This is a genomic window from Saonia sp., from assembly GCF_056326165.1.
Window position 1 is genome coordinate 160,139 of the sequence record NZ_JBWFBN010000004.1, and the last position, 14,424, is coordinate 174,562.

Genomic DNA, 14,424 nt, shown 5'->3' on the forward strand with positions numbered 1-14,424 from the left:
GTAAAATCTATCTGTGCAGGGCCCGCATCACCCTCCGCAACAGGCGCTGGGTCATCGATACTAATCGTTGATGTATCATCATCTGTAAAACTACTGGTCCCCACATTGTCCGCTACACTTATGGTCGCGTTCACACTCGGATTACTCAATGTAACCGTAATGGCCTCATCTGCCTCAACCGTAGTGTCCCCATTTGTGGTAACGCTCACCGTTTGGCTTAATGTCGCTGTCCCTGCCAAAAAAGTCAGCGTGGCCGTAGTACCATTCTCTATTCCGCCACTTACCGTATAATCAACCGTAATATCCGCACCTGGATCAGCAGCATCTATGCTAACGGTAAAATCTATCTGTGCAGGGCCCGCATCACCCTCCGCAACAGGCGCTGGGTCATTGATGCTAACTATTTGCCCATACCCACTAAAACCCAAAAGAAGAAAAACACTAAAAAATGTTATTTTAATTAATAGTGTATAAAGAATGTTTTTAGTAAGAATTTTATAAAGGCTTTGTAGTCCCATATTTATCATTGAAGCTTATCCAAATTAAAGCCAAAAAGAATACACAGGCTTAGTAAAATTTGGGAATCAATAATAAGAAAAAAATGTCCTTAATACTAATAAAACAGACTAAATAAATAATAATCTGTTATATGGTATAGGGTATCGTTTTTTATAAAAAATAACTACAGAATTTCCGCTGACATGGTTTCAGCTGTAGGTTCTATTTTTCTAACCAATCCTTGCAAAACCTTTGCTGGACCAACCTCAATAAATTGAATAGCACCATCCTTAACCATATGTTTTACACTTTGTGTCCATTTTACAGGAGCGGTTAATTGGAGCATTAGATTATCCTTAATTTTTGCAGCATTGTTTATAGCTATTGTTGGTACATTTTGATATATAGGACACAAAGGTTCGTTAAAAATCACACTCTCAATTGCTGCAGCCAATTCTTCTCTTGCAGGTTCCATAAGAGGTGAATGAAAGGCACCACCAACAGGTAAAACCAAAGCTCTCCGTGCGCCTGCTTCTTTTAAGCTTTCACAGGCTTTATTAACAGCCTCTACTTCACCAGAAATCACTAACTGCCCAGGACAATTATAATTAGCAGCCACAACAATTCCTTCAGTTTCATTACATACTTTTTCTACAATCTCATCATCCAATCCTAACACAGCAGCCATAGTACTTGGTTGCAGTTCACATGCTTTTTGCATAGCTAAAGCTCGTTGTGACACCAATTTCAATCCGTCTTCAAAATTTAAAGTCCCATTGGCCACCAATGCCGAAAATTCACCTAAAGAATGACCAGCAACCATATCCGGTCTAAAGCTCTCACCCAATACCTTACTCATAATTACAGAATGCAAAAAAATCGCTGGCTGGGTAACTTTGGTTTGTTTTAAATTTTCTGGCGTTCCTTCAAACATAATATCTGTAATAGGAAAACCTAGAATTTCATTCGCCTGCTCAAAAAGTTCCTGGGCTAATGGATACCTTTCATATAAGTCTAATCCCATTCCAACAAATTGAGCCCCTTGGCCCGGAAAAATATATGCGTTCATTCTTTTATTATTTTGGATGGCAAAAATAGCAATTATTAGACTTTGATTCCTAATCTTCTTTAAACCAACTGGAATACTTCACATAATTATTTGCAATTCTATCAATCTCTCCAGAACTTAATTCTGGGCTTATATCTTTAATTTTCTTTGCTGGCATTCCAGCAAATATTGTTCCCGATGGCACCAATGTTCCTTTTGTAACCACTGCGCCAGCAGCAATAATACTATTGCTTTCTATGATACAATCATCCATAACGATACTTCCCATACCAACGAGCACGTTGTCCTTTATGGTACAGCCATGTACAATAGCATTATGACCAATCGAAACATTGTTTCCGATAGTTGTTGGGGATTTTTGATATGTACAATGTATCACAGCACCGTCTTGCACATTTACTTTATTGCCCATTTTAATAAAATGAACATCACCTCTAATTACAGCATTAAACCATACACTGCATTGTTTTCCCATACTTACCTCTCCAACAATGGTGGCATTTTCAGCTATAAAACAATCTTCTCCTATTTGAGGTGATTTTCCGTTTACAGATTTAATTATCATACTTCATTAATATTAAATGAATATCTTAATCTTGCTCAATGTGTCATCATTATGTTTATTTCATTCAAAATAAGCCAATAGATTTTTCTTTTTAGAAGCAGAGACCAATAATTCTTTTCCAGTCGATATCACTACGCTACCTCCCTTTCCTTTTCTGTATTTTACAACTTCATTTACATTGACCAAATAGGATTTATGAATTCGTGCAAAGGAAAACTCGAACAATGCATCTTCAAAATATTTTAATGTTTTACTAACCAATATTTTTTTGTTTTCCAGATAAATCTCTGTGTAATTGTCATCTGCCTTGCAATATAAAATATCAGCAACATTTAAAACCTGAAATCCATCCTGTTGCGGTAAAGTGATTTTACCATCAACCTTACTTAGTCTTGGTTTCAAAATTTTTCCTTCCAAAGCATTCTCTCTTTCCTTTATCAGCGAAACATAATCTACAGCTTTTACCAGCTCATCTATATTTATTGGTTTCATTAAATAATATGCTGCATGGTTGTTTAGCGCATCCATGGCGTATTGATTGTATGCGGTCACAAAAACAGTTTCAAAAGTACGATTGGGTACTTTATCCAAAAGGTCAAACGCATTCCCAAAAGGCATTTCCACATCTAAAAAAACCATATCTGGCTGGGTCCCTTCAATTAGGGAAACTCCTTCTTTTATAGTAGCAGCCTCACCCAATAAAGTAACATCTGCACAATATTTAGCCAGATAATTTCTTAAAATTTCTCGGCTACTTGCTTCGTCTTCAACTATGATTGCATTTAACTTCATTAATCTTTCTTTAATGTCAATATTACCTTGGTTCCCATCTTATTTGTTAAATCCGAAATTGACACATCTACCTTGTCCTTATACATATCGTTTAAAATGGCTATTCTTTTTCTAATATTTCCCATTCCCTTGGACTTTTGCTTTTTTTGATTTGATGTTTTTAATTCTGCTGATTTCTTTCTTCCAATTCCGTTATCCATGATTGCAATTTCAACAATTTCACCATTCTTTTGATTTAAACTGATCTTTAAGAACCCTTTTTCCTCTTTGTATCGCAAACCATGCCAAATAGCATTTTCTATATATGGTTGCAATAGCATGGGAGGAATTTGAAAAGCATCAACATCTATATTTTCATCCAATTCTATCTCATAATCAAATTTGTCTGGAAAACGAGAGTGTTCCAATTTTACATAAAGTTCCAATAGCTCTAGCTCTTTGGAAAGGGGAATAAAATCTTCTTCAGAATTTTCTAGCACAGAACGCATTAAGGTTGAAAACTCACTTAAATACCTATTAGCACTTCGTTCATCGCTTTTTGCAATATAATTGTTTACCGAGTTCAATGCATTAAAAATAAAATGCGGGTTCATTTGCGAACGCAGAGATTTTAATGCCAATAGATTATTAGCTAATTTTTGTTGCTTGTTGCTCCTATAATAAAAGAAGGTAGAAAGACCCAACAATATTAACCCCAAAACTAAGGAGTAGATAATCCAATTTTGTCTTTTATATCTTTCTTGTGTCAATTGTTGAGATGTTAGTGCCAAATCGTACTTGCTTTGTGAAAGTTCTCGTTCTTGCTCCAACCCAGCAATTCGGCTTTGTCTTAAAGCAATTTCATTATTAAAGCGTGCTGCTCTAGAAATCTCTTGCTCTTTACGCACATAAAGCGTATCCACCACTGCCGCATATTTTTGATAGGTTTCCAGTGCTTTGGTAAAATCTCCTTGTTGTCTGTACACTTCAGATAATTTTCTGGTAGCATCCTTTTGTACAATTAAATCATCACCCCTATCTGCTTCCACAATACTTTTTTTTAGATAAGGAATTGCTTCATCATACTGATTTTGAGAAATATAGGCATTGGCTATTTTATAATTTATGCGCTGTGTGGTAATTGAATCTGAACTTATGTTAAGCCCATCTATCTTTGTAACAGGAGCAGAAAGTAATTCCAATTCTTGTAAATTCTCTTTCCTAAGTTCTATCTCATCAGAATATTGATTGGTACTATTATAAAAATCTGCCACTTTTTCTTTTTCCCTTACAGAACGTTGTGGCGCTTCTTTTTTTGCCAGACTTAATGATTGATTGTAATATCCTTCTGCCTCCACTTTACGGTTAGCACTTGCATAGGCATCAGCAATTTTAGAATTAAGGTCTGTTACTTTAGGCTCAATTTGATTCTTTTTGGCAATAGCAAGCCCTTCATTATAAAAAGAAACAGACTTATTGACATCGCCTAGGTTTTTATATGTATCACCCAGTCCTTCATATAGTTGTACTCTTTGAAAAGGTATCATACTCTTAACATCTACCAGTGGAAGAAAAGTATCTTCAGCATTTTTATAATCTCCATTCAACAAATACACATTACCAAGAAGCAAAGCTGTACTTACTAATTTTTGAGCATCTAACGCATCTTTATAATTTGATATGGCCAAATCGTACTGTTTATGGTATTGATATACCTCCCCCAAAGCCGTTAGGGCTTCTGCCAATTGCTTCTTATTAGCCCTTTTTCCCAATGACGAGATGGATTGGGTGATAAAATCAATACTCTTACCTATATCCTTTTTCTTGTAAAAATTAGCAGAATCTAAATAGGTTTGATGGGATGTAGCTTTCTTTCTTTCTATTTTAGTCTTGGATTCCCCAGAACCGTAACCTTCTACCAAAACAGCTACATCTTCATCACTTTTTACTCTATAATAAACAGTTTCCAGCTCAGGACTTCGAATAACCAATTCATCACCAATTGATACTTTAATTTTAAATTCGCCCAAACCATCCGTTGTAGTATAAGCTCCAGAACTGGCGGTAACTTCAACACCAGAAATAGGTGTAAAGCTATCTTTCCCCTTTACCGAACCCTTGATTTCAAATACAGTTTTATTTTGAAAATCCTGGGAAACAACATTAGAAAAAGTCAATAAAAATAAAACAAATATGTAGGTTGCTCTTTGCATTTAATTCCATTAGATAGGATAAACTTAGGTGTTTTAAACCATATTAAAAAATGCCAAAAACAGTTTAACCTATCTAAAAACCTACCTTTTTAAGACTTTATTCAATCAAAAGAGGTGTTTACTCATTCAAAAGACCAAATCCCTCATTACTCATTTTTTTAGAAATACTTTGGAAATACTTTTATCCCATAATTTTAAATCAATTAAAAAATGAAAGCATTAAAAACTACTTTAGGAATTGGCATCATGTGTTTATCAATAAGCACAATGTATGGATGTGAGTTAAAAACAAAAAAGAAAGAACACAATCCTATTGTTGCACAGGCAATTGTGCCAAAGGAAAAGGTATCCAATAACAAAGTTAAAATTGCCCTACTATTAGATACCAGCAATAGTATGGACGGTCTCATAAACCAAGCAAAAGCTCAATTATGGGATATAGTAAACAAGTTTACACATGCAAAATGTGGAAATAATGAAAGGCCAAATCTTGAAATTGCCCTATATCAATATGGGAACGATGCACTTTCAGCTAGAGAAGGATACATACAGCAAGTACTAAACTTTAGTAGTGATTTGGATGAAATCTCAGAAAAGCTTTTTTCTTTAACCACAAATGGTGGAGAAGAATACTGTGGGGAAGTAATCCATACATCTTTAAAACAATTGGAATGGGGCAAAAATCCAGATAACCTTAAAATGATTTTCATTGCAGGAAATGAGCCTTTTACACAAGGAAAGTTAAACTACAAAGAGGCTGTTACCAATGCTAAAGAAAAGGACATTGTAGTAAATACCATTTTTTGTGGCAACTATGAAGAAGGTATAAATACCAAATGGAAAAATGGAGCTGTATTAACAGGTGGTGAGTATATGGCAATTAACCATAACAGACAAGTGGTGCATATTGATACTCCTTATGATGATATTATTATAAAACTAAATGGAAGATTAAATAGAACCTATGTTTCTTATGGAGCTGCTGGGGCATCAAAAATGGCTATCCAAGCAGAGCAAGATTCCAATGCATATGAACTAGAAGAAGCTGTTGCAGTTAAAAGGGCTGTTAGTAAAAGTTCTAGAATGTATAACAACTCTTCTTGGGACCTAGTGGATGCTGTAGAAGATAAAGCGGTTAATTTATCTGAAATAAAAGATGATGAACTTCCGACAGAATTAAAGGGAAAATCAGAAACTGAAATTGCAATTTTTGTTGAAGAGAAAAAGAGTGAGCGCTCAAAAATTCAGAAAGAAATTCAGGAATTAAATGCAAAGCGTGAAGCATATATTGCAGAAAATCAAAAAGAAGATGCAAAAGGAGAATTAGAAAATGCCATGTTAAATGCTATAATGAAACAGGCTGAGAAGAAAAATTACGTTTGGGAATAATTTTAGTTTGTTTGGATGTTGGGAAAGGGTCATCAAGAAATTGATGGCCTTTTTATTTTACTAATAATTTACCGCTGGACAATTACAATCGTACTTATCCTCAGTAACCTGTCCAAAGTTATATCCCAAAGTAATTTGATGAAATCCCCCATCATCCAATCGGATATCACCAGATTGATATGAGTAGTTATAGGAAAACATAAAGTCATTAATATTAACCCCTATAATAGGTGTAAACAATTGCAAACGTTGCTCACCAAAAGTCCCATTGGTTTGGAACTGGGCTCCATCAAAACTTCTTCTATAGGAAAGTCCTCCCCATACTTTTCCAAAACTTACATCTCTATATACCTTTGCATTAATATCTATCGTTTTTTCCTTAGTAAAATCTGTCAATTGAAAAAGTACCGAAGGCTCAATCTGCCATTCATTCCTGCCAAAAACATATCCAACAGAAAGCAAATACCTTCTTAGGTTATCAAATTCAATTGCTGTATAAAGGTCCCGACCAGTTCCCAATAAATTAAGTACGGTAGCATGCGCATAGAATTCCATAAAATTATATGACATACCCAAATCCATATTAAAATATGCAACAGTATTTTTTACTCCAGTAACAACTGGATCTGGAATTACCGATCTAAACTCAGTTTCATCCAAACTACTTAGCATTGTACCTACACTTAAACCAAAAGATAATTGATTTAAATTTCTTATGTCCCTTGAAAACCTAAGGTGGTGAGCATATGTTAATTTTAAACCAGTTTGTGAATGATATCCATTTGCATCGTTAAAAATTATACCTCCAATACCACTACTTTCACCAACTCTAAAATGACCATTAAAAGTCTGCAAGCTTGGTGCCTCATCTACACTAAACCACTGTTTTCTAGCTGTTAATCTAATTTTTCCTCCTTCGCCAATACCTGCCATGGATGGGTGTACTAAATAATAGTTGTCCGACAAATAATCAAAATATACAGGAATTCCTTCTTGAGCTATACTAGACGTAGAAAATGTCAAGAAAGAAATTAAAATCAATAGAAAATGTTTCATTGAGGGCAGGGTATGGTTGCTATGCAGTTCAAATATATAGTATAACGGACTAAAGCTAACATTATTATGTATGGTTTAACATGCAAAATGGTTGTATTTTTGTACAAAATCAAAATGATGAAGGATTATTCTATCACAGTTATTAAGACCAATAAACCCACCATATTAAAGTTTGAAACCAATCAAATACTAAGCAAAAGCAATAATTACGAATTTAAAAATATAGATGAAGCCAAAAATTCACCTCTGGCTCAAGAATTATTTCACCTCCCATTTATTAAAACTGTATATATTTCTGGGAATTTTATAGCCCTAGAGCGTTTTGATATTATAGCGTGGGATGATGTGAAAGATGAAGTTGCTCAACAACTAGTAGAGTACCTAAACTCAGGTAGTCCAATTATACTAGAGAGCGAAACTCCTAAAAAAATGGCCATTACGGTGTACGCAGAGGTTACCCCCAATCCTGCAGTAATGAAGTTTGTAACCAACAAAAGAATTGTACCATCAACATTTGAATTTAAGAATATAGATGAGGCTAAGGAGTCCCATTTGGCAAAGGAACTTTTTCTTTTACCCTTTGTGAAAGAAGTTTTCTTTGATGAAAATTATGTTTCCATAAACAAATATGATGTTGCGGATTGGAATGAAATCACTTCAGAGCTTCGCGAATTAATTAGGAATTTCCTAATGGATGGCAAAGAAGTTGTATCAGCCGACAGCATATCTCAAGTAAAGAATGACGCCCCTATTAATCAAATAAATGATACAAATTTAGATGATACCTCTAAAGAAATAATTTCCATTTTAGAAGAATATGTAAAACCTGCCGTGGCAAGTGATGGAGGGAATATTATGTTTGAATCTTATGAAGAAGAAAGTAGAACTGTTAAGGTAATATTACAGGGAGCTTGTAGTGGTTGCCCATCTTCTACTTTCACCTTAAAAAATGGAATAGAGAATATGCTTAAAAATATGATGGGTGATAAAGTAAGGGAAGTTGTTGCTTTAAATGGTTGATTTTGTTACCTTGATACAAATTATAAAACACTAATTATGGCAGTATTAAAAGTAATAGAAGTATTGGCAAATTCCGAAAAAAGTTGGGAAGATGCCACAAAAAAAGCAGTAGCACATGCATCAAAGTCTGTAAAACATATTAAGTCTGTTTATGTTCAAGACCAGAGTGCAAGTGTGGATGATGGAGAAATAACTGATTTTAGAGTCAATGTGAAAATTACATTTGAGGTAAAATAATCCTCTAAATTAAAGATTGAATAAGCGTCCTTTTGGGCGCTTTTTTTATGTTTGTATATATCAAATCTAATAGCATGGAAGAACTTACTGATTATCAAGAAATTATTGATAAAATCATGAATTGGGTATGGGAATTTGTGCCAAACCTAATAATAGCAATATTGATTCTTGTTTTGGGTCTTTGGATTATCAAATTTATTACTAGGATGACACATAGATTCTTTCAGGTTAAAGAATATGATGAAACTCTAGAGTCCTTTACACAGAGCTTTATTAAAATCTCTTTAAAAATAGTATTGTTTGTATTGGTTATTACTCAGTTAGGAGTAAAATCCTCATCCCTTGTTGCCATGGTTGGGGCGGCCGGTTTAGCTATTGGTTTAGCCTTACAAGGCTCTTTGGCTAATTTTGCGGGTGGAGTCCTTATTCTTCTTTTTAAACCCTTTAAAGTGGGTGATTTTATTTCTGCTCAAGGAGTGGATGGGGTTGTAAAAGAAATATCCATATTTACTACCAAGCTTAATACTTTTGGTAATCAGGTGGCAATTATTCCCAACGGTCAATTATCCAACAATAACATTATTAATTATGATACTGAGAATACTCGTAGAGATAAAATTGATGTTGGCATTGGGTATGGTTCCAATATTAAAACCGCAAAGGACATACTTCTAAAAATATGTGCTGACAATGAAAATATCCTTACTGAACCTCCCCCTGAAGTCTATGTAGGGGAATTGGCAGATAGCTCTGTAAATTTGACTTTGCGCTTTTGGGCAAACAATGATGTTTTTTGGGCAGCTCATTTCCATGTCCTGGAAGAATTAAAATACCGTTTTGATGATGCTGGCATAGAAATCCCCTTTCCACAGAGAGTTGTTCACTCTTAGGCATAGTTTTTGTGGTTTTATAAAAGTTTGTAATTTACATACCAAACCTAATATCAACCACTTATGAAACAAATTATATTTTTCCTTTTTCTGTTCTCTTTGTCCTTTATATACGGCCAAGCCAAAGACGATGTAGTTAAAGTAAGTTTTTCTGTTAATGGACAGGACAGAAGTGATATGACTCCAGTTCTCCAATATGTGGTGAAGGGAACGCCTTATTTAGATAAAACATTTAAACTGGGAAAAATAATATTCAATGGTAAGTCTGAAACAGAATCCTTAATGAGATATAACATTTATCGAGATCGTTTTGAGGTTTTGGACGAAACCAACAAACAAGTTTTTCTGGCAAAGAATTATAGTATTGAGGTTATTTTGGACAATAAAAGGTATCAGTATCTTGATTTTTTGGAGCGTGGAGAACCCAAATCTGGTTATTTTGTACAGCTAAGTGATGGAAAAACCGCCCTTTATAGTAAAGCTAGTAAAAAGGTAAGTAAATATGACAATCCAGATCATGGATATGAGCCTTTTTCTCCACCAGAATTTATTAATGAGCTTTCCTATTATATAAAAAGGGAGAGCATACCTGCAAAAAAAGTGGAACTCAACAAAAGGGATGTCCCCTTTGTTATTGAAGATAAGTTCACAGAACTGAGGAGTCATATCAAAAAAAACAAGCTGAAATTGAAGACCAAAGAAGAGGTCATAGCATTATTGGAATATTATGATTCTTTAGAATGAAATTAATTAAAAATAAAAAAAGTTCCCTTTACAAAATTTCGCAAGTAACTATAAATCATTAATTTGTATTAAATCTCAACATTATGAAAAACATTTTCCTTTTACTCCTTTTTACTTCCTGTCTTACTTTTGGACAAGATTATGCACTTAATATCACTCCTCCAAGTGGTTCGTCAATGACTTATTATAGCCATTTTTTTAACTCTGACTACCCTGGAACAATAGGAAATCCATATTTAACAGATGGTTATCAAGTAGGAAAAATTTATATTCATGGTAAAGAAGTCAAATCTTTTATTATGAGGTTTAACTCTTATACAAATGAAATTGAAGTATTGGACAACTATGGAAAAATGGGTCTATTGCCAAAAAAAGAACATTTAAAAGTAGTTATAGATAATGACACTTATGTAGTAAAAAAATATTTTGATGGAGAAAAAGAAAGTCTTGCCTATCTAAAACCAATAAATAAAGGAAAAGTAGTTTTGTATAAAAAACCTACTAAAGTATATATTAGAGCTAGCTCTAGTGGAGATTATCTTCCTAGGTTCAAAGAGAAAGAATTATATTTCATTGCTAAAAATGATAATGCCAAAAACATTAAACTTACAAAAAGACAATTATTAAAATATTTGAACGACAAAGCATTTTTGTTGGACACTTATATAGCAAAAAATCGTCTTAATGTAAAAAATGAAAAAGATGCCCTAATGGTTATTAACCAATATAATGCACTTTAAAATAAATTAAATTTTCTTTTTCATTAAAATAAAATCCTTTAAGTAGTATGGTTCAAAGTAGGCAACACTTTCAAAGTTGCCTACTTTCATTTTATTATATGATAATAAGGCCATTTCTTTAGCAGAAGGCACAACGGAACTATCAAAACTAAAATTTGGGTGTCTTAATACTTCCATGCATTTTTCTGCTCCACTACCAACTAGTAAAACTTTTCCTTTTTTAGCAAATTCTGTAAAGGAAGTTTCATCAATAATTTCGGCTTTGGTTTCCCTAATTTCATTATAGTTGGAATCAAAGACCTGTGAGTACACTTCCATTCTTCTGGCGTCTAAAACAGGTATTATAACTCCATCTTTGTTCCATTTTGCCTGATGTGTCATACTTTCTAATGTTGGGATTGATAATAAAGGTATATCTAAAGAAAAGCACAATCCCTTGGCTGCAGAAACACCTATCCTAAGACCTGTATAGGAGCCTGGACCTTTACTTACAGCAACGGCATCCAATTGGTCAAAAGATAAGGAAGCCTCTTCCAAGGCTTCCTTTATAAATACATGTAATTTTTCTGAATGGGAGAAACCGGCACCATTGTATTCTTTAAGCAGTACTATTCTTCCGTCTTTTGCAATGCAAACAGAACAATTTGTTGTTGCGGTTTCTAAATTAAGTATAATAGCCATAATGGCTACAAATATACTTTAGTTCAATACAATTGGAAGCCCAAAATAGAATTCCAACACTTTTAATCTAAAAATATAATTGTATTTAGTTCTTATCACCTCAGCTTCAGCATTGTCCACTCTAGCTTGTGCTTGGCTAAAATCAAAGGAATTCATAAGACCCACATCAAAGCGTTCTTTGGAGTATTGATAAGCCAAACGTCTTGCTTCCAATGTCTTTTCAGCAGCTTCATAAGCTTTAAAAAATGCTTTAACATCTACATATGCTTGGTTAATATTTGTTTCTAAATCCAATTTGTCCTGCTCCAATTGTAATTTTGCCTTTTCAACATTTATTTTGGAGCGTTTAATATTGTTCCTTGTACTAAAACCATTAAAAATGGGAATGTTCATTTGAGCTCCATAAGAGATTCCATCATTAATCCATAATTGATCTTTAAAACCTATTACATCTAACGTTATGGGGTCAAAATTTTGATCAGAATATCTAGTATTATAGTTGAAGAAAGCCGCCAAAGTTGGATATACAGCTCCTTTTGAAATATCTAGATCCTTTTCTGCCAAATCTACTTGAGACATGGACAATTTAATATCATTCCTAAATGTAAGGGCCTTGTCAAAAATTACTTTTGCCGAATTGTCCAAAATATTGGATGGTGGAATGTTGAATTCCTCATCTGCAATATCAAAATTATCATAATCTGTTATTTGAAGTAATTGTGCCAAATTTATTCTTGAGATTAAAACTAAGTTCTCTCCATTAACTATTTGCTGCTCCTGATTGGCAGCGGTGGCTTCAATTTCCAATAAATCACCTCTTGGCACAACGCCAGATTCTACCAACTCCTTGGTTTTATTTAAATCTTGTTCCGTAACGGCATATTGCGCCTTAAAGACTTTTAATGATTCTTTGTTGGACAACACGTTTAAATAGGCATTGGCCACCATTAAACGAATGTCATCCTTTAAATCATCCAATCTATACTGATTGGCAATAGCATTCAATTTGGCCCTATTCATTCTATGTACATTTCTTAACCCATCAAACAATGTTACAGAAGATGTAAAATTTCCTGATGCAGAAAAAATGGTAGTGGTAACTGGTTCATTATTTGTAGGGTCAAAAGAAAGCCCTGTACTTGCTGATCCACTTACCTGCCCATTTAGATTAGGAAGGAAATTCCCCAATGCGTCCGATTGGTCTATTTGCGCATTTTCTAAATCCAGCTCAAATTGTTCAATAGTTAGATTATTATCCACCGCATACATTACACACTCTTCCAAGGTCCATTTTCTTTGCTGGGCACTTATCACAATTGAAAAGAGTACAAGTAGCACCGTAATTTTTACTTTCATGTTATTCGTTTTTTTAACCAATGATAAATAATTGGTTCCTTGATTCGTTTTTTGATTTAATTTCAACAGATTTTAATTACCATTTGGACCACCCTCACTTGCAGCCTCTAATCTATTCCATACTTTTATTTTGGCATTCTCATCTATTCCAGATATAATTTCCACATCAATACCATCACTAACTCCCAATTCCAATTCTTTCTTTTCAAACTTGTTTTCTCCAGTCTCAACTTCTACGTATGGTTTATTAGTTTCTTTGTCAAATTGCAACAAGGCTTCCTTAATTGAGAGAACATCTTTTTTCTCTTCCAAAACAATTGCTGCATTTGCACTATACCCTGCTCGTACGTTAGTAGTATCACTCACAACAAGGTCTCCTTCAATCTTAAATTGTACGGCACCTTCTTCTTCTACTCCTTTAGGTGCAATAAATTTTAAATTGGCATTGAATTTTTCATCTTCCAAAGCTCCCATACTTATTTCTAATGGCATACCCACTTTCAATTTCCCAACCTCAGCTTCATCCACTTCTCCCTCAAAAATCATCTTGGACATATCTGCAATTGTGGCAATAGTGGTACCGTCATTAAAATTGTTACTTTGTATTACTTGATCCCCTTCCTCAACTGGAATCTCCAACAATGTTCCCGTAACTGTTGCTCTAATATTGGTATTGGCACTAGAAGACCCTCCTGCGGAACCCCTTCTAATTATTTGGTAATCTGCTCTCGCGTTTTTTAATTCCTGTTCTGCCTGATTATAAGACAATTGCAGACTGTTAAAATCTTGACTAGAAATAACCCCTTTGTCAAAAAGTGCTTTATTTCTATCAAACTCTATTTTGGTATTGTTCAATGCCAACTCAGCATTTCTTACACGCCCACTTGCCTGGTTCAAGGACTGCTCATTAGGGACCACTTTGATAACTGCAATTAAATCCCCCGCATTTACATGTGTTCCTTCTTCTAAATAAATCTTCTCAATAATACCAGATATTTGTGGTTTTATCTCAATTTCATCTTCTGGAATAACTTTACCTGTAACGACGACTTTATTAACAATATCCCTTTTGGTAACTTCTTCAGTTTTATATACTTCTAGTGGAGTACTGTTTCTTTTTAAGAAAGCCACAGTTGCTGCTAAAATTGCAATAACACCAAGACCTATAAGTCCGTATTTTACATATTTATTCATT

At 34.0% G+C, this 14,424-nt stretch carries 15 protein-coding genes; 6 read left to right on the forward strand and 9 right to left on the reverse strand.

All coding sequences use genetic code 11. The features are described from left to right. The 5 genes from AC000W_RS05830 to AC000W_RS05850 form a co-directional block, all read right to left on the reverse strand. Positions 1-518: hypothetical protein (locus tag AC000W_RS05830; RefSeq protein WP_474746788.1), on the reverse strand; the 518-nt coding region annotated here is incomplete at its 3' end. A gap of 164 nt (positions 519-682) precedes the next feature. Continuing rightward, on the reverse strand, positions 683-1,567 hold the full coding sequence (fabD, locus tag AC000W_RS05835) for an ACP S-malonyltransferase (protein ID WP_474746790.1): 885 nt from the start codon (positions 1,565-1,567) through the stop codon (positions 683-685). A 49-nt stretch (positions 1,568-1,616) separates the two neighbouring features. Further along, positions 1,617-2,132, reverse strand: coding sequence for a gamma carbonic anhydrase family protein (locus AC000W_RS05840; RefSeq protein ID WP_474746791.1), 516 nt, complete (start codon positions 2,130-2,132; stop codon positions 1,617-1,619). Between the two features lie 60 nt (positions 2,133-2,192). Then, positions 2,193-2,924, reverse strand: coding sequence for a LytR/AlgR family response regulator transcription factor (locus AC000W_RS05845; protein WP_474746792.1), 732 nt, complete (start codon positions 2,922-2,924; stop codon positions 2,193-2,195). Next, positions 2,924-5,116 carry a tetratricopeptide repeat-containing sensor histidine kinase gene (locus AC000W_RS05850; protein ID WP_474746794.1) on the reverse strand — a complete coding sequence of 731 codons (2,193 nt, stop codon included), beginning with the start codon at positions 5,114-5,116 and terminating at the stop codon, positions 2,924-2,926. The genes AC000W_RS05845 and AC000W_RS05850 overlap by 1 nt, the downstream gene beginning before the upstream one ends. 210 nt (positions 5,117-5,326) lie before the next feature. Here AC000W_RS05850 and AC000W_RS05855 point away from each other — a divergent pair, with 210 nt between their 5' ends. After that, the gene (locus AC000W_RS05855; RefSeq protein WP_474746796.1) at positions 5,327-6,505 is read left to right on the forward strand and encodes a vWA domain-containing protein; all 1,179 of its coding nucleotides are present in this window, start codon (positions 5,327-5,329) and stop codon (positions 6,503-6,505) included. Positions 6,506-6,565: 60 nt separating this feature from the next. Here AC000W_RS05855 and AC000W_RS05860 read toward each other — a convergent pair whose 3' ends face one another. Further along, positions 6,566-7,561, reverse strand: coding sequence for a PorP/SprF family type IX secretion system membrane protein (locus tag AC000W_RS05860; protein WP_474746797.1), 996 nt, complete (start codon positions 7,559-7,561; stop codon positions 6,566-6,568). Between the two features lie 117 nt (positions 7,562-7,678). Between AC000W_RS05860 and AC000W_RS05865 the strand changes: the two genes are divergently transcribed. The 5 genes from AC000W_RS05865 (at position 7,679) to AC000W_RS05885 (ending at position 11,192) form a co-directional block, all read left to right on the forward strand. Further along, on the forward strand, positions 7,679-8,581 hold the full coding sequence (locus AC000W_RS05865; RefSeq protein ID WP_474746798.1) for a NifU family protein: 903 nt from the start codon (positions 7,679-7,681) through the stop codon (positions 8,579-8,581). Positions 8,582-8,617: 36 nt separating this feature from the next. Next, entirely contained in the window at positions 8,618-8,818 is a 201-nt protein-coding gene (locus AC000W_RS05870) for a dodecin family protein (RefSeq protein WP_474746800.1), read from the forward strand. A 74-nt stretch (positions 8,819-8,892) separates the two neighbouring features. Next, complete coding sequence (locus AC000W_RS05875) at positions 8,893-9,708, forward strand: mechanosensitive ion channel family protein (RefSeq protein ID WP_474746801.1); 816 nt, start codon at positions 8,893-8,895, stop codon at positions 9,706-9,708. A 63-nt stretch (positions 9,709-9,771) separates the two neighbouring features. Further along, on the forward strand, positions 9,772-10,452 hold the full coding sequence (locus AC000W_RS05880; protein ID WP_474746803.1) for a hypothetical protein: 681 nt from the start codon (positions 9,772-9,774) through the stop codon (positions 10,450-10,452). A gap of 83 nt (positions 10,453-10,535) precedes the next feature. Then, a complete protein-coding gene (locus AC000W_RS05885) occupies positions 10,536-11,192 on the forward strand; it encodes a hypothetical protein (RefSeq protein WP_474746804.1) in 657 nt (218 codons plus the stop codon). Positions 11,193-11,198: 6 nt separating this feature from the next. On the opposite strand, the gene tsaB is transcribed toward AC000W_RS05885, so the two are convergent. The 3 genes from tsaB to AC000W_RS05900 all read right to left on the reverse strand — a co-directional run bounded on the left by tsaB (position 11,199) and on the right by AC000W_RS05900 (position 14,423). Beyond that, a complete protein-coding gene (gene tsaB / locus AC000W_RS05890; RefSeq protein ID WP_474746806.1) occupies positions 11,199-11,873 on the reverse strand; it encodes a tRNA (adenosine(37)-N6)-threonylcarbamoyltransferase complex dimerization subunit type 1 TsaB in 675 nt (224 codons plus the stop codon). Between the two features lie 18 nt (positions 11,874-11,891). Continuing rightward, positions 11,892-13,229: a TolC family protein gene (locus tag AC000W_RS05895; protein WP_474746807.1), complete on the reverse strand. Its 1,338-nt coding sequence runs from the start codon at positions 13,227-13,229 to the stop codon at positions 11,892-11,894. A 72-nt stretch (positions 13,230-13,301) separates the two neighbouring features. Beyond that, entirely contained in the window at positions 13,302-14,423 is a 1,122-nt protein-coding gene (locus tag AC000W_RS05900) for an efflux RND transporter periplasmic adaptor subunit (RefSeq protein WP_474746809.1), read from the reverse strand. Position 14,424 lies beyond the last annotated feature (1 nt).

Bases quoted from the DNA above. Each gene is read 5' to 3' on its own strand.
- fabD (WP_474746790.1), bottom strand. From the start codon at position 1,567: ATGAACGCATATATTTTTCCGGGCCAAGGGGCTCAATTTGTTGGAATG.
- AC000W_RS05840 (WP_474746791.1), bottom strand. From the start codon at position 2,132: ATGATAATTAAATCTGTAAACGGAAAATCACCTCAAATAGGAGAAGAT.
- AC000W_RS05845 (WP_474746792.1), bottom strand. From the start codon at position 2,924: ATGAAGTTAAATGCAATCATAGTTGAAGACGAAGCAAGTAGCCGAGAA.
- AC000W_RS05850 (WP_474746794.1), bottom strand. From the start codon at position 5,116: ATGCAAAGAGCAACCTACATATTTGTTTTATTTTTATTGACTTTTTCT.
- AC000W_RS05855 (WP_474746796.1), top strand. From the start codon at position 5,327: ATGAAAGCATTAAAAACTACTTTAGGAATTGGCATCATGTGTTTATCA.
- AC000W_RS05860 (WP_474746797.1), bottom strand. From the start codon at position 7,561: ATGAAACATTTTCTATTGATTTTAATTTCTTTCTTGACATTTTCTACG.
- AC000W_RS05865 (WP_474746798.1), top strand. From the start codon at position 7,679: ATGAAGGATTATTCTATCACAGTTATTAAGACCAATAAACCCACCATA.
- AC000W_RS05870 (WP_474746800.1), top strand. From the start codon at position 8,618: ATGGCAGTATTAAAAGTAATAGAAGTATTGGCAAATTCCGAAAAAAGT.
- AC000W_RS05875 (WP_474746801.1), top strand. From the start codon at position 8,893: ATGGAAGAACTTACTGATTATCAAGAAATTATTGATAAAATCATGAAT.
- AC000W_RS05880 (WP_474746803.1), top strand. From the start codon at position 9,772: ATGAAACAAATTATATTTTTCCTTTTTCTGTTCTCTTTGTCCTTTATA.
- AC000W_RS05885 (WP_474746804.1), top strand. From the start codon at position 10,536: ATGAAAAACATTTTCCTTTTACTCCTTTTTACTTCCTGTCTTACTTTT.
- tsaB (WP_474746806.1), bottom strand. From the start codon at position 11,873: ATGGCTATTATACTTAATTTAGAAACCGCAACAACAAATTGTTCTGTT.
- AC000W_RS05895 (WP_474746807.1), bottom strand. From the start codon at position 13,229: ATGAAAGTAAAAATTACGGTGCTACTTGTACTCTTTTCAATTGTGATA.
- AC000W_RS05900 (WP_474746809.1), bottom strand. From the start codon at position 14,423: ATGAATAAATATGTAAAATACGGACTTATAGGTCTTGGTGTTATTGCA.